The 18,090-nt window shown below is 62.4% G+C and carries 17 protein-coding genes; 14 read left to right on the forward strand and 3 right to left on the reverse strand.

All coding sequences use genetic code 11. The features are described from left to right. The first annotated feature begins 8 nt into the window (after positions 1–8). The 7 genes from clsB to CD932_RS13240 all read left to right on the forward strand — a co-directional run bounded on the left by clsB (position 9) and on the right by CD932_RS13240 (position 8,751). Positions 9–1,172, forward strand: coding sequence for a cardiolipin synthase ClsB (gene clsB / locus CD932_RS13210; protein WP_094443026.1), 1,164 nt, complete (start codon positions 9–11; stop codon positions 1,170–1,172). Further along, positions 1,169–1,558, forward strand: coding sequence for an RNA-binding S4 domain-containing protein (locus CD932_RS13215; protein WP_094443027.1), 390 nt, complete (start codon positions 1,169–1,171; stop codon positions 1,556–1,558). Before clsB ends, CD932_RS13215 begins: the two co-directional genes overlap by 4 nt. 229 nt (positions 1,559–1,787) lie before the next feature. Beyond that, a complete protein-coding gene (locus CD932_RS13220; RefSeq protein ID WP_094443028.1) occupies positions 1,788–2,393 on the forward strand; it encodes a TetR/AcrR family transcriptional regulator in 606 nt (201 codons plus the stop codon). 89 nt (positions 2,394–2,482) lie between these two features. Then, positions 2,483–4,273 (forward strand): acyl-CoA dehydrogenase C-terminal domain-containing protein, encoded by a 1,791-nt coding sequence (locus CD932_RS13225; protein ID WP_094443029.1) that lies wholly within the window; start codon positions 2,483–2,485, stop codon positions 4,271–4,273. A gap of 14 nt (positions 4,274–4,287) precedes the next feature. Further along, positions 4,288–6,687: a 3-hydroxyacyl-CoA dehydrogenase/enoyl-CoA hydratase family protein gene (locus tag CD932_RS13230; RefSeq protein WP_094443030.1), complete on the forward strand. Its 2,400-nt coding sequence runs from the start codon at positions 4,288–4,290 to the stop codon at positions 6,685–6,687. Between the two features lie 20 nt (positions 6,688–6,707). After that, complete coding sequence (locus tag CD932_RS13235) at positions 6,708–7,904, forward strand: acetyl-CoA C-acyltransferase (protein WP_094443031.1); 1,197 nt, start codon at positions 6,708–6,710, stop codon at positions 7,902–7,904. Between the two features lie 67 nt (positions 7,905–7,971). Beyond that, on the forward strand, positions 7,972–8,751 hold the full coding sequence (locus tag CD932_RS13240; protein ID WP_094443032.1) for an enoyl-CoA hydratase: 780 nt from the start codon (positions 7,972–7,974) through the stop codon (positions 8,749–8,751). Between the two features lie 17 nt (positions 8,752–8,768). On the opposite strand, the gene CD932_RS13245 is transcribed toward CD932_RS13240, so the two are convergent. Further along, the gene (locus tag CD932_RS13245) at positions 8,769–9,647 is read right to left on the reverse strand and encodes a LysR family transcriptional regulator (RefSeq protein ID WP_094443033.1); all 879 of its coding nucleotides are present in this window, start codon (positions 9,645–9,647) and stop codon (positions 8,769–8,771) included. Between the two features lie 109 nt (positions 9,648–9,756). Between CD932_RS13245 and lldD the strand changes: the two genes are divergently transcribed. From lldD to CD932_RS13270, 5 genes are all read left to right on the forward strand, one after another. Continuing rightward, positions 9,757–10,908, forward strand: coding sequence for an FMN-dependent L-lactate dehydrogenase LldD (gene lldD, locus CD932_RS13250; RefSeq protein WP_094443034.1), 1,152 nt, complete (start codon positions 9,757–9,759; stop codon positions 10,906–10,908). A gap of 156 nt (positions 10,909–11,064) precedes the next feature. Continuing rightward, positions 11,065–12,543, forward strand: coding sequence for a serine hydrolase domain-containing protein (locus tag CD932_RS13255; protein ID WP_094443035.1), 1,479 nt, complete (start codon positions 11,065–11,067; stop codon positions 12,541–12,543). A 77-nt stretch (positions 12,544–12,620) separates the two neighbouring features. Then, positions 12,621–13,229: a TetR/AcrR family transcriptional regulator gene (locus CD932_RS13260; protein ID WP_094443036.1), complete on the forward strand. Its 609-nt coding sequence runs from the start codon at positions 12,621–12,623 to the stop codon at positions 13,227–13,229. Positions 13,230–13,310: 81 nt separating this feature from the next. After that, positions 13,311–14,474, forward strand: a complete 1,164-nt coding sequence (locus CD932_RS13265; protein ID WP_094443037.1) for an iron-containing alcohol dehydrogenase — start codon at positions 13,311–13,313, stop codon at positions 14,472–14,474. Between the two features lie 33 nt (positions 14,475–14,507). Next, positions 14,508–15,185 carry a type 1 glutamine amidotransferase domain-containing protein gene (locus CD932_RS13270; protein ID WP_094443038.1) on the forward strand — a complete coding sequence of 226 codons (678 nt, stop codon included), beginning with the start codon at positions 14,508–14,510 and terminating at the stop codon, positions 15,183–15,185. Here the strand turns inward: CD932_RS13270 and CD932_RS13275 are convergent. Then, the gene (locus CD932_RS13275) at positions 15,169–16,023 is read right to left on the reverse strand and encodes a metallophosphoesterase family protein (protein ID WP_254926570.1); all 855 of its coding nucleotides are present in this window, start codon (positions 16,021–16,023) and stop codon (positions 15,169–15,171) included. The genes CD932_RS13270 and CD932_RS13275 overlap by 17 nt on opposite strands. Before the next feature lie 77 nt (positions 16,024–16,100). On the opposite strand from CD932_RS13275, the gene bla reads away from it, so the two are divergent. Continuing rightward, the gene (bla, locus tag CD932_RS13280) at positions 16,101–17,084 is read left to right on the forward strand and encodes a subclass B3 metallo-beta-lactamase (protein WP_094443039.1); all 984 of its coding nucleotides are present in this window, start codon (positions 16,101–16,103) and stop codon (positions 17,082–17,084) included. Here bla and CD932_RS28210 read toward each other — a convergent pair. Beyond that, on the reverse strand, positions 17,026–17,595 hold the full coding sequence (locus CD932_RS28210; protein ID WP_141213238.1) for a hypothetical protein: 570 nt from the start codon (positions 17,593–17,595) through the stop codon (positions 17,026–17,028). The genes bla and CD932_RS28210 overlap by 59 nt on opposite strands. Before the next feature lie 294 nt (positions 17,596–17,889). On the opposite strand from CD932_RS28210, the gene CD932_RS28820 reads away from it, so the two are divergent. After that, complete coding sequence (locus CD932_RS28820) at positions 17,890–18,060, forward strand: hypothetical protein (RefSeq protein WP_176460946.1); 171 nt, start codon at positions 17,890–17,892, stop codon at positions 18,058–18,060. Positions 18,061–18,090 lie beyond the last annotated feature (30 nt).

Genomic DNA, 18,090 nt, shown 5'->3' on the forward strand with positions numbered 1-18,090 from the left:
AGTCGCGCATGCGTTCAGTCCACTACACCGCCTATAACGACATCCGGCTGCTCCATTGCGGCACCGATTACTTCCCCGCGTTAATCGGCGCCATCGACAGCGCAAAGAAGGAGGTCTATTTCGAAACCTATATCTTTGCCGACGACGCCACCGGCACCCTGGTGCTCGACGCCCTGACGCGGGCGGCCGCGCGCGGCGTGCTGGTGTGCATGATTACCGACTGGTTCGGCACGGGCCGGCGCAGGGTCAACGCCATGCATGCCCGGCTGGAGGCGGCCGGCGTGCATCACCGCGTGTTCAATCCGTGGTTCCTGCGCGGCATCACGCGTACCCACCGCAAGATTTGCGTGGTCGATTTCGAGGTGGCGCTGGTGGGCGGCATCAATATCAATGACGACATGTTTTGCGACTACGACCATAGCATCAGCCTGGAAGCGCCGCGCTGGGATTTTGCCGTGCAGGTGAAGGGCCCGCTGGTCGACGCCATCCATATGGAAGCGCAGGCGCAATGGGCGCGTCTGGGCAAGATGAACCTGGTGCGCCGCATCAAGCTGTTCCGCAAGATGCGGGTGGTCGGCAAGGAGCTGGCAAAAAATCCCGTGGTGGCCGGTTTTGTGGTGCGCGACAACCTGCGCAACCGCCGCACCATCCAGCGCGCCTATCTGCAGGCGCTGGGCCAGGCGCGCAAAAGCGTGATGCTGGCCAATCCGTATTTCGCGCCCGGCCACAAGCTGCGGCAGGCGCTGGCGCGCGCCGCCCAGCGCGGCGTGGACGTGGTGCTGTTGATCGGCGTGGGCGAGTTCCGCCTGCAGGACGCCGTCGCCCATTCCTTCTACCCGAAGCTGCTGGCGGCCGGCGTGAAGATCGTCGAATACCGCAAGACGCAGTTGCACGCCAAGGTGGCGGTGGTCGACGACGACTGGGCGACAGTAGGTTCGAGCAATATCGATGCGCTCAGCCTGTTCCTGAACCAGGAAGCCAATGTGGTGATCAAGGACGTGGCGTTCGCCCAGGCCTTGCGCGAGCATATAGAACAGGGCATTGCCGACGGCAAGGTGATCCACCAGGACGACTTCAAGCATATCGGCCGGGTGCGGCGCATCGGCTATGAGCTGGCGTTCTGGAGCTACCGGCTGGTGATGCGCATTTTTTCAGTAGGGAAATACGCATGAGCGACATCAGCAATCTGCGCATCGACAAATGGCTGTGGGCGGCGCGCTTTTTCAAGACGCGCACGCTGGCCAGCGACGCCGTCGATACCGGTAAAGTCAAGGTCAAAGGCGAGCGCGTGAAACCGGCGCGCGGCCTGCGCATCGGCGACGAGCTGGCCATCGACAACGGCGCCGACACCTGGGAGGTGGCGGTGCTGGGCCTGTCCGACAAGCGCGGCGCGGCGCCCGTGGCGCGCTTGCTGTATGCCGAGACGCCGGCCAGCATCGCCCGCCGCGAGCAGGCGCAGGAAGAGCGCAAACTGTTCCGCGAGCCGGGCAGCACCATCAAAGGGCGGCCGACCAAGCGCGACCGCCGTCAACTGAGCAAGGCCGGCGACCTCTCCTGAGTTCGTTCAATACATCGTTTCCTGGCCGTGATAACGCGGCCAGGAACGGCTGCATCGCATCAATAGAACGCCCGCTCTAAATTTCGTGTTTGACTTTTGCCGCGCACTGGATAATAGTACGAGCGTTCGGATTTTTTCGCGGCGTGCTTTTTTTTGCTATCGAGAAAAAATCCACCAGTTTGGCAACATCACTTTTAGAGCGGATTTCTTGAATACTTCAGTCAAATTCATGCGCAAGGGCGAACTGACGCGCGCCGCCATTCTCGACGTGGCGCTGGACCTGTCCAGCCGCGACGGCCTGGAAGGGCTGACCATCGGGCTGTTGGCGGACAAGATGAACATGAGCAAGTCGGGCGTATTTGCCCATTTCGGCTCGCGTGAAGACTTGCAGATGGAAGTGCTCAAGCTTTACCACCATCGTTTCGAGCAGGAAGTGTTTTTCCCGGCCATGAAAGAGCCGCGTGGCATCTCCCGCCTGCAATCGATGTTTGCGCGCTGGGTCAAGCGCGTCAGCGTGGAGATCGCTTCGGGCTGCATCTATATCAGCGGCGCCGTCGAGTACGACGACCGCCCAGGTCCGATCCGCGAGTCGCTGGTGGCCATGGTGCAAGCCTGGCAGGGCGCCTTGCTGCGCAGCGTGCAGCAGTCGATCGCTGCGGGCGACCTGAAGGCGGGCACCGACGCGCCGCAAATGGTGTATGAAATGTATGGCCTGATCCTGGCCCTGCATCACGACGCGCGCTTTTTGCGCGTGCCGGGCAGCATCGAACGGGCACAGCGCGGTTTCGAGCGCCTGATCGAGTCGTACAAGAACCACGCCACCAGTACCGAATGAGCAGTCAAGAGAACAAGCAGTTCAGCAGCATCCGCAACAACGAACACGTCGCACATACAAACATTCAGCTAATGCCTTAGGAGAAAATAATGGGTCAATACGTCGCGCCTATCCGTGATATGCAATTCGTTCTGCATGAGTTCCTGAACGTCGGTGAAGAACTCAAAGCCATGCCCGATTACGCCGATGTCGATGCCGACATCATCAACCAGGTACTGGAAGAGGGCGCCAAATTCACCTCCGAAGTGCTGTTCCCGCTGAACCACTCGGGCGACCGCGAAGGCTGCAAGCACGACGCCGCGACCCACACCGTCACCACCCCGAAAGGCTTCAAGGAAGCGTACAAGCAGTACGTCGACGGCGGCTGGGCGGCGCTGGCCTGCGACCCGGAATACGGCGGCCAGGGCTTGCCGGTGGTGCTGAACAATTCGTTTTATGAAATGCTGAACTCGTCGAACCAGGCCTGGTCGATGTACCCAGGCCTGTCGCACGGCGCCTACGAGTGCCTGAAGGAACATGGCACCGACCACCAGAAACAGGTCTACCTGCCGAAACTGGTGTCGGGCGAATGGACCGGCACCATGTGCCTGACCGAACCGCATTGCGGCACCGACCTTGGCCTGCTGCGCTCGAAAGCGCTGCCGCAGGACGACGGTTCGTGGCTGATCACCGGCAACAAGATCTTTATCTCGGCCGGCGAGCACGACATGGCGGAAAACATCCTGCACCTGGTGCTGGCCCGCGTGCCGGACGCGCCGGAAGGTTCGAAAGGCATTTCGCTGTTCCTGGTGCCGAAGTTCCTGCCAAAAGAAGATGGCTCGGTCGGCGAGCGCAACCCGATCACCTGCGGCGCCATCGAAGAAAAAATGGGCATCCACGGCAACTCGACCTGCCAGATGAACCTGGACGGCGCGCGTGGCTGGATCATCGGCCAGCCGAACAAGGGCCTCAACGCCATGTTCGTATTCATGAACGCGGCCCGCCTGGGCGTGGGCATGCAGTCGCTGGGCCTGACCGAGATCGCGTTCCAGAACGCGCTGATCTACGCCAAGGACCGCACGCAGATGCGTTCGCTGTCCGGCATCAAGAACCCGGAACTGCCGGCCGACCGCATCATCGTGCACCCGGACGTGCGCCGCATGCTGCTGACCGGCAAAGCCTACGCCGAAGGCGCGCGCGCCTTTACCTCCTACGTGGCGCTGCAGATCGACCGCGAACTGCACCACCCCGACGCCGATGTGCGCAAGGAAGCGGCTGATGAAGTCGCGCTGCTCACGCCCGTGATCAAGGCCTTTATCACCGACAACGCCTGGATCGCCACCTCGGAGGCGATGCAAGTGTTCGGCGGCCACGGTTACATCTCCGAATGGGGCATGGAGCAATATGTGCGCGACGCGCGCATCAACATGATCTACGAAGGTACCAACACGATCCAGTCGCTCGATCTGCTGGGTCGCAAGATTTTGGGCGACAACGGCGCCAAGCTGCGCAAGTTCGGCGAGAAGATCAAGGCCTTCGTGGAAGACAACGGCACCGACGAAGCGATGAGCGAATTCGTCACGCCGCTGGGCGACCTGGGCGACAAGGTCACCAAGCTGACCATGGAAATCGGCATGAAGGCGTTCCAGAATCCGGATGAAGTGGGCGCGGCCTGCGTGCCTTACCTGCGCGTGGTCGGCCACATGATCTACAGCTACCTGTTCGCGCAGATGGCGAAGATCGCGCTGGAAAAGGAAGGCTCTGGCGATACCTTCTACACGGCCAAGCTGGCCACCGCGCGCTTCTATTTTGCCCGCCTGCAACCCGAAACGGCCACCCTGATCCGCCAGGCGCGCTCCGGTTCGGCCAACCTGATGGCACTCGACGCAGACCTGTTCTAAGACCTGAGGAAAATATGACTAATTTTATCGTTAAAAAAGTTGCCGTTCTCGGCGCCGGCGTGATGGGCGCGCAGATCGCCGCCCATTGCATCAACGCGAAAGTCCCGGTCGTGCTGTTCGACCTGCCGGCCAAGGACGGTCCAAAGAATGGCATCGTGCTGCGCGCCATCGAGAACCTGAAAAAGCTCTCGCCTGCGCCGCTGGGCAACAAGGATGACGCGGCCCTGATCCAGGTCGCCAACTACGAAGACAACCTGGACCTGCTGGCCGGTTGCGACCTGATCATCGAAGCCATCGCCGAGCGGATGGACTGGAAACACGATCTGTACCAGAAGGTCGCGCCGCATATCGGCCCGAACGCGATTTTTGCGTCGAACACCTCCGGCCTGTCGATCACCAAGCTGGCCGAAGGCTTTGACGCCGACCTGAAATCGCGCTACTGCGGCGTGCACTTTTTCAATCCGCCGCGCTATATGCACCTGGTCGAAATCATCCCGACCGAATCTACCCGCCCTGAAATTGCCGACCAGCTCGAAGGCTTTTTGACGACCACCCTGGGCAAGGGCGTGGTCCGCGCCAAGGATACGCCGAACTTCATCGCCAACCGCGTCGGCGTGTTCGGCATCCTGGCCATCGTGCACGAAGCCGAAAAATTCGGCCTGTCGGTCGACGTCGTCGATGACCTGACCGGCGCCAAGCTGGGCCGCGCCAAGTCGGGCACCTTCCGCACCGCCGACGTGGTGGGCCTGGACACCATGGGCCATGTGATCAAGACCATGCAGGACTACCTGCCGAACGACCCGTTCGCCGCCGTCTACAAGACGCCGGCAGTGCTGGCGCAGCTGGTGGAAAAAGGCGCGCTGGGCCAGAAGAGCGGCGCCGGCTTCTACAAGAAGGTCGGCAAGGAGATTCAACGCCTCGATTTCGCCACTGGTCAATACGTCGCCGGCGGCGCCAAGGCGGCCGACATCATCGCCCGCATCCTGAAAGAAAAGGATCCGGTCAAGAAGATGAAGGCGCTGCACGATTCGACCAATCCGCAGGGCCAGTTCCTGTGGGCGATCTTCCGTGACGCCTTCCACTACATCGCGATCCACCTCGACACCGTGGCCGACAATGCGCGCGATATCGACTTCGCCATGCGCTGGGGCTTTGGCTGGAACGTCGGTCCGTTTGAAACATGGCAGGCCTCGAACTGGCTGCAAGTGGCCAACTGGGTCAAGGAAGATATCGACGCCGGCCGCGCGCTGTGCGACGCACCGTTGCCAGCCTGGGTCTTCGAAGGTCCGGTGGCGGACAAGGGCGGCGTGCACACTGCCGAAGGTTCGTACTCGGCTGTGTCGAACAGCTTCGTGCCGAGGTCAAACCTGGCCGTCTACGACCGCCAGCCCTTCCGCGCGCCAGTCATTGGCAGCGGCGCGGTGGATGGAAAAACCGCTGGCACCACCGTGTTCGAAGACGATTCGGTGCGTGTCTGGCACAGCGGCGACGATGTTTTGATCATCTCGTTCAAGACCAAGATGCACGTGATCGGCGACGGCGTGATCAAGGGCCTGCAACTGGCCCTGGCGGAAGCGGAAAAGAACTTCAAGGGCCTGGTGATCTGGCACGCGGACGCAGCCGAAGGCGGCGCCTTCTCGGCCGGCGCCGACCTGCAGTCGGCTTTGCCGGCCTTCATGCAAGGTGGCGTCAAGGCGGTCGATCCGATCATCGCCGAACTGCAGAATACTTTCATGAAGCTGAAATACGCGAACGTGCCGGTGATTGCGGCAGTGGCCGGCCTGGCGCTGGGCGGCGGCTGCGAGCTGGCGCTGCACGCCTCGAAACGCGTCGCCTCGATCGAGTCGTATATCGGCCTGGTGGAAGTGGGCGTGGGCCTGATTCCGGCTGGCGGCGGTTTGAAGGAAGCGGCGCAGCGCGCCGCAAACCAGGCCAATGGCAACGACATTTTGCAGTTCCTGAAGGTCGGCTTTACCAATGCCGCCACCGCCAATGTGTCGAAGTCGGCGCTGGAAGCGAGAAAGATGGGCTACCTGAAAGAAGACGACGTCATCGTTTTCAATCCGTACGAGCTGCTGCACGTGGCGAAAGTCGAAGCGCGCGCCATGTTTGACGCCGGTTTCCGTCCAGCCCTGCCGTCGCTGATCCAGGTCACGGGCCGTTACGGCTGGGGCACCATCAAGGCGCAGCTGGTCAATATGCGCGATGGCGGCTTTATCTCCGCGCACGACTTCAAGCTGGGCGAAATGATCGCCGAGATCGTCTCGGGCGGCGACATCGACCAGGGCAGTTTTGTCAGCGAACAGTGGCTGCTGGACATGGAACGCAAGGCCTTCCTGGAATTGCTGAACCATCCGAAAACGCAGGAACGCATCATGGGCATGATGCAGACCGGCAAACCAGTGCGTAACTAATCGATAAGCGAAAGCAGACCATGAGCAAACAACTTCAAGACGCCTATATCGTCTCCGCCACCCGCACGCCGATCGGCAAGGCGCCGCGCGGCATGTTCAAAAATACCCGTCCCGACGACCTGCTGCTGCGCGTGCTGCAATCGGCCCTGGCGCAAGCGCCTGGCCTCGATCCGGCATTGATCACCGACGCCATTATCGGCTGCTCGTTCCCGGAAGCCGAGCAGGGCTTCAATATCGCCCGCCAGTCGGTGCTGCTGGCCGGCCTGCCGAAAACCGTGGGCGGCGTGACCGTCAACCGCTATTGCGCCTCGGGCATCACGGCCATCGCCATGGCGGCCGACCGCATCCGCGTCGGCGAAGCCGAGGTGATGATCGCCGGCGGCATCGAATCGATGTCGATGGTGCCGATGATGGGCCATCACCCATCGATGAACCTGGACATGTTCAGCGACGAAAATATCGGCATGGCCTACGGCATGGGCCTGACGGCCGAAAAAGTGGCGCAGCAATGGAAGGTGACGCGCGAGCAGCAGGACGCGTTCTCGGTCGAATCGCACCGCCGCGCCATCGCCGCCCAGCAAGCCGGTTTCTTCAAGGCCGAAACCACGCCGGTCGAGATCATCACGCGCACGCCGAACCTGGCCACCGGCCAGGTTGATGTATCGCGCCGCACGGTCGACACCGACGAAGGCGCACGTGCCGATTCGACCATGGAATCCCTGGCAAAACTGAAACCGGTGTTTGCCGCCAAGGGCAGCGTAACGGCCGCCAACAGCTCGCAGATGTCGGACGGCGCCGGTGCGCTGCTGATCGTCAGCGAAAAAATCCTGCGCGAGCATAACCTGACGCCGCTGGCCAAATTCTCGTCGTTCGCCGTGCGCGGCGTGCCGCCGGAAATCATGGGCATCGGACCGAAGTTCGCCATTCCCGCCGCCTGCGCCGCCGCCGGCATCACGCAGGACCAGCTGGACTGGATCGAGCTGAACGAAGCGTTCGCCGCGCAGGCGCTGGCCGTGATCGGCGACCTGGGCCTGGACCCGTCGAAAGTGAATCCGATGGGCGGCGCAATTGCCCTCGGTCACCCGCTGGGCGCGACCGGCGCCATCCGCGCCGCCACCGTGATCCACGCGCTGCAGCGCACCCGGCAGAAGTACGGCATGGTGACGATGTGCGTGGGCGCCGGCATGGGCGCCGCCGGGATTTTCGAGCGCGTATAAGTTTGACGGGCTGAAGCAACAGGGCGCTGCGGAACCTCCCCGGCGCCCTTACTTTTTTGGAGACACCATGGATATTTTGTGCAGCAAGAGCGATGGCATATTGACGCTGGAATTCAACCGCCTGGAACGCAAGAACGCGATCACGGGCGCCATGTACCAGACCCTGGCCGACGCGCTGGTGGCGGCCGAAACCGACACCGACGTGCGCGCCATTGTCTTGTGCGGCAAGCGCGAGATTTTCACGGCCGGTAATGACCTTGAAGATTTCATGAAGACGGCGCGTCCGAAGGACTTCTCGGTCGACGTTGACCGCCCGGTATTCCAGTTCATGCGTGCCTTGTATGGCTGCAGCAAACCGGTGGTCGCTGCCGTCTCCGGCCCGGCCATCGGCATCGGCACCACCATGCTGATGCACTGCGACCTGGTCTACGCGGCCGACAACGCCAGCTTCTCGATGCCGTTCACCCAGCTGGGCCTGTGCCCGGAATTCGCCTCCAGCCTGCTGCTCACGCAACTGGCCGGCTATCCGCGCGCAGCCGAAAAACTGATGCTGGGCGAAGCGTTCCCGGCCCAGGAAGCGCTGGAAATGGGGCTGGTGTCGAAAGTGCTGCCGCTGTACGAACTGATCCCGTTCGCGCAGGCCCAGGCGGCCAAGCTGGTGGCCCTGCCAGCCGCCTCGATCCGCGCCACCAAGCGCCTGATGAAGCAAAGCCGCATGGAGCCGATCAAGGCCGCGATCGCCGACGAAAACGCGCTGTTTGGCGCCATGCTGGGCGCACCGGAAGCGAAGGAAGCGTTTACGGCGTTCTTCGAAAAACGCAAGCCCGACTTCAAGCAGTTTGCCTGAGTAGTGACTGGCTGGTGCTATTGCTGCATCTGCGCGGCCAGTTCCAGCCAGGCCCGTGCCGCCGGCGGCAAATAGGCATGGCGCCGCCAGGCCAGGGTCATGTGCCAGTCGGTGTGCGGTTCGTCGAGCGGCGCGCGCCAGATGCCGGCATGCGTGTATTTTTCCGCCAGCATGCGCGGGAAGAAGGCCACCCCCAATCCCGCCGCCACCAGGTCGACGATAAAGTCGATCTGGGCGCTGCGCGCGGTGATCTTCGGCTGCACGCCTTTGCGCGCGCAGGCGTCGAGAATGATGCGGTTGAGCGCAAAGCCGCCTTCGAACAGAATGAAGGGGGTGCTGGCCAGTTGCGTGAAGTCGACGCGCGCGCTGCCTGCCAGCGGATGGCTGGCCGACATCAGCGCCACCAGCGGCTCGATTCGCACTTCCTGGAAATCAAAGTCGGCATGCACGGGTGCCAGGATGGCCGCCACATCGATCTCGCCGTCGTGCAGGCACTGGTTGAGTTTTTGGCCGCCGTGTTCCAGCAAGGCGATCTCGATGTCCGGATAGCGGCTGCGGTAAGCGGCAAACATGGCGGCGAACACGACGCCGCTGCCGACCGGCGGAATGCCGATCCTCAGCACGCCCCGTTGCAAGCCCTTCAGTTCATCGAGTTCGACCAGTAAATCCTGGCGTTCGGCCAGCATCGTTTGCGCGCGGCGGTAGGCGATTTCTCCGGCGGGCGTCAGTTCGATGCGGTGGCCGAGGCGGTTCAGCAATGGCAGGCCCAGTTCGTCTTCCAGCGTCCTGACGGCCTTGCTGACGGCAGACTGGGTCAGCGACACCGATGCCGCCGCTTGGGAAAAACCGCCCTGGCGTACCACTTCGACAAAGATACGCAGCGTTCGTAGATTCATCAGTATTCCATTTGCGACTGGATGCAAGAAAAATAAGTTGTTTGCATCATAGCAAAGGCCAGCTTATGCTGCTTATCTCCCAACACCTCGCCGACGCTGGCTGCCTGTCATGATCATCTCTTCCGCCCTCGACTACCGCGAAGCGGCTCGCCGCAAGCTGCCGCGATTCCTGTTCGACTATATCGACGGCGGTGCCTACGCCGAGCATACGCTGGCGGCCAACTGCGCCGACCTGGCGTCGGTCAGCCTGCGCCAGCGGATATTGAAAAATGTCGGCCAGCTGAGCCTGGAAACGACATTGTTCGGCCAGAAGCTGGCCATGCCGGTGATTCTGAGTCCGGTGGGCCTGACGGGCATGTATGCGCGCCGCGGCGAAGTCCAGGCGGCCCAGGCGGCTGCCAGCAGGGGCGTACCGTATTGCCTGTCGACCGTCTCGGTGTGCCCGATCGAGGAGGTGGCCTCACAAAGCAGCGCGCCGATCTGGTTTCAGCTGTATGTGCTGAAAGATCGCGGTTTCATGCGCAATGCGCTGGAACGGGCGCAGGCCGCCGGTATCACCAACCTGGTGTTTACGGTCGATATGCCGACGCCGGGGGCGCGCTATCGCGATGCACATTCGGGCATGTCCGGGCCGTGGGGCACACAGCGCCGCATGCTGCAGGCGATGACGAAGCCGGCCTGGGCATTCGATGTCGGCCTGATGGGACGTCCCCACGACCTGGGCAATATCTCCAAATACCTGGGCAAGGCGATTGTCCTGGAAGACTACATCGGCTGGCTGGCGAACAACTTTGATCCGTCGATCAGCTGGAGCGACCTGGAATGGATACGCGAGTTCTGGAAAGGCCCGATGATCATCAAGGGTATTCTCGACGCGCAGGATGCCAGAGATGCGGTCAGTTTCGGCGCCGACGGCATCGTCGTGTCCAACCATGGCGGGCGCCAGCTCGACGGCGTGCCGTCCACCGCCCACGCGCTGCCGGCCATTGCGCAGGCGGTCGGCAGCGACCTGACGGTGCTGGCCGATTCGGGCGTGCGTTCGGGCCTCGATGTGGTGCGCATGCTGGCGCTGGGCGCCCGCGGCGTCCTGCTGGGGCGCTCGTCCGTCTATGCGCTGGCGGCCGACGGGCGGCATGGCGTGGAAAACCTGCTCGACATTTTCGCCCGCGAAATGCGGGTGGCCATGACGCTGACCGGCGTGACGGCGATCGACCAGATCGATGAATCTATCCTGGTGCATGGGCGCGGACGCGAACTTTAATCGGTTGTACCTGGCGCAGCCGCGTTGTCAGCATGTTTGCATGGCCGCCGCAGATCTTTTTGTTTCGCAAACCAGCGTAATCCGGTAGTCTGATTGTCGAGGTGTTTCAGGTTTGTTTCCGCGACCCTGGCGCCCGACCAGCCGAACGGATGCAAGATGAAAGTGGCAGCATTGATCAGTGGCTTGTGCCTGGCCTTGCCCGTCTGGGCGCAAGGCGCAGCAGGCACGTCCGAAGACGTGATGGCCTTCCTCAGGCAGAAGATGGTTCAGCAGAAAATTCCTGCGCTACAAGTGGCTGTCATCCAGCGTGGCAAGGTCGTCGAGCTGGCCGCTGCCGGTATCGCCAACGTGGAAAACGGCGTGCCGGCCACTAACGACAGCATTTTTTCGATCAATTCCTGCACCAAGGCGTTTACGGGCGTGGCTGTCATGCAACTGGTGGAGGCGGGCAAGCTCAAGCTCGACGATCCTATCTCGCTGTATCTGGACGACTTGCCGCCATCCTGGCGCGGGTTGACGATACGCCAGTTGATGACGCACACGTCCGGCCTGCCCAACATTATCGATGAAAAGGAAAACCTGCTCGGTGGCGACGACGAGGCGCTGAGCTGGAGCAGGGTCAAGGCCTTGCCGTTCGAATTCACGCCGGGAGAGCGCTACCGCTATAACCAGACCGGATATGTCATCATCGGCAAGATCATTGAAAAGCTCACCGGCGAGACCTTCGTGCACTTCGTGGAAAACCGGCAGTTCAAGCCTGCCGGGCTGACGCATACGCGTTTCGGCGATTCCTCCGACGTGATTCCTCATTCGGCGGGTGCGTACAGCTATTTGCATAACGAGGGCGGCAAATGGCTCACCGGCAAGCACCTCTCGACTGCGTACGTGACCTTTCCCGGCTACTTCCGCACCGCCGCCGGCATCGTCTCCAACGCTGGCGATATCGCGCAATGGTTGCTCGCCCTGCAAAACGGAACGCTGTTGAAGCACAAGGCCAGCCTGCAAGCCATGTGGAGCCCGTACGTACTCAATAATGGCAAGACGCAAGGTCCGAACGACTTGCTCAACGGCTCGGCGCTGGGCTGGCCCGTGACGGTGCGTAGCGCGCACCGCGCCGCTGGGCCTGTCGGTGGCATGCGTTCGGCCTTTTTCGTGTATCCCGACGATGACCTGTCGGTGGTGGTGCTGACCAATCTTCAGGGCGTCAATCCGGAACTGTTTATTGACGAAATCGCCGGCTTCTATGTGCCGGCGATGCATCCGTCGACAGGCTTCGGCTTGCCAGAGGCAGTGCTGCCCCTGCGTAAAATGTTGTTGCAGCGCGGCTTCGAACAGGCGCCCAAGGCATGGGACGAATTGCATGCGCGCGATGCGGCGGCCTTGCCTGATGAAGAGGCGCTCAATGTCTGGGGCTACAAATTGAGCACCCAGGAGCAGTTGCCACAGGCCCTGGCCATCCTGCGTCTGAATATCAGCCTGCATCCTGACAGCGCGAATGCCTACGACAGCCTGGCCGAAATCCTCGAACAGGCGGGCGACAAGCCGGGCGCCATCGCCAACTACACGCGCTCGCTGGCGCTCGACGCCGGCAATGGCCATGCCGGCGAACGCCTGAAAGTGCTGCAGGCGCACTGAAGCTGATGTCGCCGCGCTATGGCAGGAAGTGCTGTCAAGCTGTAGACGACTGGTCTAATCGTGCTATACTCTGTTTCATGAAAGCCGAATACCTCGACGTCCGCCAGCACATCCTTGACCAGGGCAAGGCCATCATCACGCGCAAGGGCTTTGCCGGCGTGGGCCTGAACGAGATCCTGGCCGCCGCTGCCGTGCCGAAGGGCTCGTTCTACCATTACTTCAAGTCCAAGGAGTTGTTTGGCGAGGCGATGCTGGCTGACTATGTGCAGGGCTACCTGGCCGAAATGGAAGCGGTGCTGAGCCAGCCTGGCCAAAGCGCGGCGCAGTCGCTGATGGCTTACTGGGCCAGCTGGACCAGTGCCAGCCTGGACGGCAGTGCTTGTGATTGCCGCTGTCTGGTGGTCAAGCTCGGCAGCGAGGTGGCGGACATGTCCGAACCGATGCGCATGACCTTGCTGGACGGCACCAACCGCATTATCGCCAGGCTGGCGCTGGCCATCGCGCAGGGCAGGGTGGACGACTCCCTGCCAAAGGTAGCGGACCCGGCGCACATGGCCTCGACCTTGTACCAGCTGTGGCTGGGGGCGGCCATGCTGACCAAGCTGCGGCGCGACGACAGCGCCTTGCGGGCAGCCTGGCAGGCCACCCTGGGCATGCTGGAGCTGCCGCCGCAAAGCGTGATCTGAATAGTGCAAGCGGGTGCATCGCATCCGCCTTTTTTGAATTCAGCTTTAGACGACCAGTCTAATAATAAAAGGAGTGACATTATGAAGAATTTTGAATTCCATAACCCCACCAAAATCGTCTTCGGTGCCGATACCGTCACCAAACTGTCGACCCTGGTGCCGCACGACGCGCGCGTGCTGATCCTGTATGGCGGCGCCAGCGCCGAAAAGACCGGCACCCTGGCCGAAGTACGGGCGGCGCTGGCGCTGGGCCAGCGCAGCGTGCAGGAGTTTGGCGGCATCGAACCGAATCCCAGCTATGAAACCCTGATGCGCGCCGTGGCGCAGGTGCGCAGCGAAAAGCTGGACTTCCTGCTGGCCGTCGGCGGCGGCTCGGTGATCGACGGCGCCAAGTTCGTCGCCGCCGCCGCCCTGTATGACGGCGAGCCCTGGGAAATTGCCGAACGCGGCGGCGCCAATATCGCCCGGGCCTTGCCGTTCGGCGCGGTGCTGACCTTGCCGGCCACCGGTTCGGAAATGAACAGCGGCGGCGTGGTGACGAAAAAAGCCACGCATGACAAACTGAGTTTCCGCAGCCCGCTGCTGTATCCGCAGTTTTCCGTGCTCGATCCGGGCAAGACCTTTACCTTGCCGGCCAAACAGGTCGCCAATGGACTGGTCGACGCTTTTGTCCACACCACGGAGCAGTATCTGACCTATCCGGTACAGGCGCGGGTGCAGGACCGCTTCGCCGAAGGCCTGCTGCAAACCCTGGTCGAGATCGCGCCGCAGGCGGTCGCCTCGCCCGACGACTATGAAACGCGCGCCAACCTGATGTGGACCGCCACCCTGGCCTTGAATGGCCTGATCGGCGCCGGTGTGCCGCAGGACTGGGCCACCCACATGATCGGCCATGAACTGACGGCGCTGTACGACATCGACCATGCGCGCACCCTGGCGCTGGTGCTGCCCGCACTGCTGGATGTACAGCGCGAGCAGAAACGCGGCAAATTGCTACAGTATGGCGAGCGTGTCTGGAACATCACCGGCGGCAGCGACGATGAACGCATAACCGCCGCCATCGCCCACACCCGCGCCTTCTTCGAGGGACTCGGCATTCCGACCCGTTTGTCCGCCTATGCATTGGGGCAGGAAGCGGTGGAAGCGGTATTGAAGCAACTGGCGGCACACGGCATGACCGCACTGGGCGAACACCGCGATATCGACCTCGCGCGCAGCCGCCGCATCCTCGAAGCGGCACTGTAATCCCGATTGAAAACTCACTGAAAAGGAAACAATATGAACATCCTGATGGTATTGACCTCGCACGACAAACTGGGCGACACGGGCAAGAAAACCGGCTTCTGGCTGGAAGAATTCGCCGCCCCTTACTATGCCTTGCAAGAAGCGGGCGCCACGCTGACACTGGTCTCGCCGCTGGGCGGCCAGCCGCCGCTGGACCCGAAAAGCGATGAAGCCGACTCGCAAACGGACGCCACGCGCCGCTTCAAGGCCGACGCCGCAGCGCAAGCCGTACTGGCCCATACCGGCAAGCTGGCCGACGTGAAAGCGGCCGACTTCGATGCCGTGTTCTACCCCGGTGGCCACGGTCCGCTGTGGGACCTGGCCGAAGACCGGCACTCGATCGCGCTGATCGAGCAGATGATCGCCGCCGGCAAGCCGGTCGCCGCCGTCTGCCACGCGCCCGGCGTGCTGCGCCATGTGAAAGGTGCCGATGGCAAGCCGCTGGTCAGCGGCAAGCGCGTCACCGGCTTTACCAATACCGAGGAAGACGCGGTGGGCCTGACCAACATCGTGCCTTTCCTGGTCGAGGATATGCTCAAGGCAAACGGCGGCGACTACTCGAAGCTGGGCGACTGGCAGCCGTACGCCATCACCGATGGCCTGCTGGTCACGGGCCAGAATCCGGCATCGTCGGAAGCGGCGGCCGAGGCGCTGCTCAAGCTGCTGGGCTGATCCTTGCGGTGAGCTCGATGGTATAGCCGGGATTGAACTGTTCATTTTCCGGCATGCCGTCGGGCCGCGGGTAGCCACACGGGTTGCAGACGACGCGGCAAGCCTCGATGCGGTAGTCGAGCGACGCATGCATATGGCCATGCACCCACAGGTCCGCCTGCGCCACCAGCGCGTCGAGCCGCGAAGCAAACGCCGGCGAGCCGAGATTGGTGGCGTAGCGCTCTTCCACCGACCGTATCGACGGCGCCATATGCGTGATCACGACTGTCCTGCCATCGAAGCTCTGTGCCAGCTGTGTCGACAGCCAGGCCCTGTGCCGCGCATGCAGGGCGGCCGTGTCCTGCGCGCACAGCAGGCGGGCGTCAATGCCGCCGGTGCTGATGCGCTGGTAGTCGGGCATATACGCTTGTGCCGCGTTCAAGGCCTCCTCGCGGCGCTCCTCGCCGAACAGCAGAAAATCTGTCCACAAGGTGGCGCCCAGAAAGCGCACGCCGTTCAACTCCACCGCATCGCCGTCGAGCAGACGGATATTGGCGCCCTGCGCATTGGCGCTGGCGCAGGCCGCGCGCACGGCCATCTGCATCTGATCGAGCTGGTGGCCATAGCCCTCGTGATTGCCATGCACGTACAGCACCGGCAGCGCGCCAAAGGTGCGCGCGGCCCAGGCAACCGCATTGCTGCCGGTGTCGATATCGCCGGCCAGGATCACCGCGTCGGGGCGGCCGGACAGGTCGATGGCGGGCGCGTGCTCGCGCCACATTTCCAGGTGCAGGTCGGATAAAATCAGCAGACGCATGGCAGGCAGGCGCAAGGCGCGCGGCAGTGGACAAGCATCCATCCTAACGCAAGCTTGACCGGCATGCGATGGCGACGGTACTCTGTGTTTCCTGAAAAAATATTCCTGAATGGAGCCGCATGCCGTCTTTCGCCTTTCCCAAGTTGCTCGCCGCGCTGGCCATGCTGCCGCTGTCATGGTCTGCCTTGGCGCAGGTCGCCGACGATCCCCTGACCCGGCCCATCGCCTCGCCGTATGCCGAGCAATGGAACCGCCCGCAGCAACCGGTACGCATCCATGGCGACACGTATTACGTCGGCGTCGGTGGCCTGAGCGTGGTCCTGATCCATACGGGGGAAGGCCTGATCCTGATCGACGGCGCGCTGCCGCAATCGGTGGTGGCCATCAGGGAGCATATCGAAGAACTCGGTTTTCGTGTCGAGGACATCAAGTTCATCCTGAACACGGAAGCGCATTTCGATCATTCGGGCGGCATCGCCGCATTGGCGCGCGACAGCGGCGCGCAGGTGCTTGCCAGTGCCCTGGGTGCGCAGGCCTTGCGCGCGGGCCGGGTGCTGGACGAGGATCCGCAGGCCGGCGAAATTGACCCCATGCCGGCGGTGGCCAGGGTGCGCGAAGTCGCCGATGGCGAGACCTTGCAGCTTGGAGAACTCACCGTGACGGCGCGCCATACGCCCGGCCATACGCCGGGCAGCACCAGCTGGACCTGGGTCTCGTGCGAGGATGCGGCGCGCAGCGACTGCCTGAATGTGGTCTTCGGCGCCAGCCTGACGCCGGTGGCGGCCGACGATTTTCATTACCTGGGCGACCAGCGCCATGGCGACCTGACGCCCAAGTTTCGCCGCGTGATGCAGGACTTCGCGCGCCTGCCCTGCGACATCCTCATTTCCGCCCACCCCGATCATTCGGGCGCCGACCAGAAGCTCGCGCAGCTGGTGATGGGCGTGTCACCGAATCCGTTTGTCGATCCACAGGCGTGCCGCAATTACGCGGCCAAAAATGAAGTCAAGCTCGATGCGCGCATCGCCAGGGAAAAAGCCGAGGTCAAGGCCAAGGGCGGCGAGGCCGGGCAGGCTGCGCAAGTGCCCGGCACCATCCGCTAGCCGATCGCAAGGCCTGCACCGCCGCCAGGTGAGGGCGGGCGACGTCAATCTTGAACCTGCTTGAAATACGCTCGTCGTTCAGCACGTCGGTCCAGAATTGACTGGCCATGCCGGCACCCAGTGCGACGCCGTCCGTGATCGTTCTCCACAAGCGGGAAAAGGTCGGTTGGCTGATGTCCAGGGCTGCGGCGAGTGCTGGCGCAGTTGCCGGTCTTTGCGCCAGCAGATGAACAAGTTCCTCGCGATGATCTTTGTTTGCCATTTTTTTGCGGATGAATGAATAGATGTATTGATGTTTTTTTCGATAGTCGTGGCTGCTCCGGCCCGGTCCCACAGTTAACAATGAAAGTGCAGCAAGATCATGTTTTTTACAACAGATAGCCGTTTTATCATGCCCCCGGTTGACAGGGCTGTCGGCCGTGGCGCACAATTGTGGCTCGGTCAGTTCATCCACCCTGCAATGAAAGGAAACAGCATGCACCACCAGGCTAGCAACAATTTGAACAATCACTAGCCCCGTGCATGCTGCTCGGGGTCATCGATCCCGAGCCGGCGTTCCTTCGAACCCCGGTGAGGAAACTCGCCGGGGTTTTGTTTTTCTGACGCGCGTTTTTTTTCAACCGCGCCGGCAGGCAAGGCCCTGGCATACCAGGTTCTCATGTATGCCCATCATACTTTGCCGGCTTTTGTGAGCAGGAAAGGCAATGCGCAGTCGCCTTGCTCGCATGGCTCACCAGAGCGACCTGGTGGAAGTGGTGCATACGCTGCGCCAGGTCGTCTGCATCAAGGGCTGAAAGGAAGCACCATGAAAATCAAACTGAAAAACCCCAGGCCGCGCAACCGGCTGGTGGCGGCGGCCAAACTGCGCGGCGGCGCCGGCGCGCACCAGTCCGAAATGTCGCCGCGCGCGGCGCGCCGGGCCGGCAAGCACCGCTTGCGCCAGTTGCTGTCGGGGAGGGTGAAAGAGGAGGGCTGAAAGAGCAGGGAGAGCCCGGCAAATCGGCTA

It is taken from the genome of Janthinobacterium sp. PC23-8, assembly GCF_002250505.1.
GTDB lineage: Bacteria > Pseudomonadota > Gammaproteobacteria > Burkholderiales > Burkholderiaceae_D > Janthinobacterium.

Bases quoted from the DNA above. Each gene is read 5' to 3' on its own strand.
- clsB (WP_094443026.1), top strand. From the start codon at position 9: ATGCGTTCAGTCCACTACACCGCCTATAACGACATCCGGCTGCTCCAT.
- CD932_RS13215 (WP_094443027.1), top strand. From the start codon at position 1,169: ATGAGCGACATCAGCAATCTGCGCATCGACAAATGGCTGTGGGCGGCG.
- CD932_RS13220 (WP_094443028.1), top strand. From the start codon at position 1,788: ATGCGCAAGGGCGAACTGACGCGCGCCGCCATTCTCGACGTGGCGCTG.
- CD932_RS13225 (WP_094443029.1), top strand. From the start codon at position 2,483: ATGGGTCAATACGTCGCGCCTATCCGTGATATGCAATTCGTTCTGCAT.
- CD932_RS13230 (WP_094443030.1), top strand. From the start codon at position 4,288: ATGACTAATTTTATCGTTAAAAAAGTTGCCGTTCTCGGCGCCGGCGTG.
- CD932_RS13235 (WP_094443031.1), top strand. From the start codon at position 6,708: ATGAGCAAACAACTTCAAGACGCCTATATCGTCTCCGCCACCCGCACG.
- CD932_RS13240 (WP_094443032.1), top strand. From the start codon at position 7,972: ATGGATATTTTGTGCAGCAAGAGCGATGGCATATTGACGCTGGAATTC.
- CD932_RS13245 (WP_094443033.1), bottom strand. From the start codon at position 9,647: ATGAATCTACGAACGCTGCGTATCTTTGTCGAAGTGGTACGCCAGGGC.
- lldD (WP_094443034.1), top strand. From the start codon at position 9,757: ATGATCATCTCTTCCGCCCTCGACTACCGCGAAGCGGCTCGCCGCAAG.
- CD932_RS13255 (WP_094443035.1), top strand. From the start codon at position 11,065: ATGAAAGTGGCAGCATTGATCAGTGGCTTGTGCCTGGCCTTGCCCGTC.
- CD932_RS13260 (WP_094443036.1), top strand. From the start codon at position 12,621: ATGAAAGCCGAATACCTCGACGTCCGCCAGCACATCCTTGACCAGGGC.
- CD932_RS13265 (WP_094443037.1), top strand. From the start codon at position 13,311: ATGAAGAATTTTGAATTCCATAACCCCACCAAAATCGTCTTCGGTGCC.
- CD932_RS13270 (WP_094443038.1), top strand. From the start codon at position 14,508: ATGAACATCCTGATGGTATTGACCTCGCACGACAAACTGGGCGACACG.
- CD932_RS13275 (WP_254926570.1), bottom strand. From the start codon at position 16,023: ATGGATGCTTGTCCACTGCCGCGCGCCTTGCGCCTGCCTGCCATGCGT.
- bla (WP_094443039.1), top strand. From the start codon at position 16,101: ATGCCGTCTTTCGCCTTTCCCAAGTTGCTCGCCGCGCTGGCCATGCTG.
- CD932_RS28820 (WP_176460946.1), top strand. From the start codon at position 17,890: ATGAAAATCAAACTGAAAAACCCCAGGCCGCGCAACCGGCTGGTGGCG.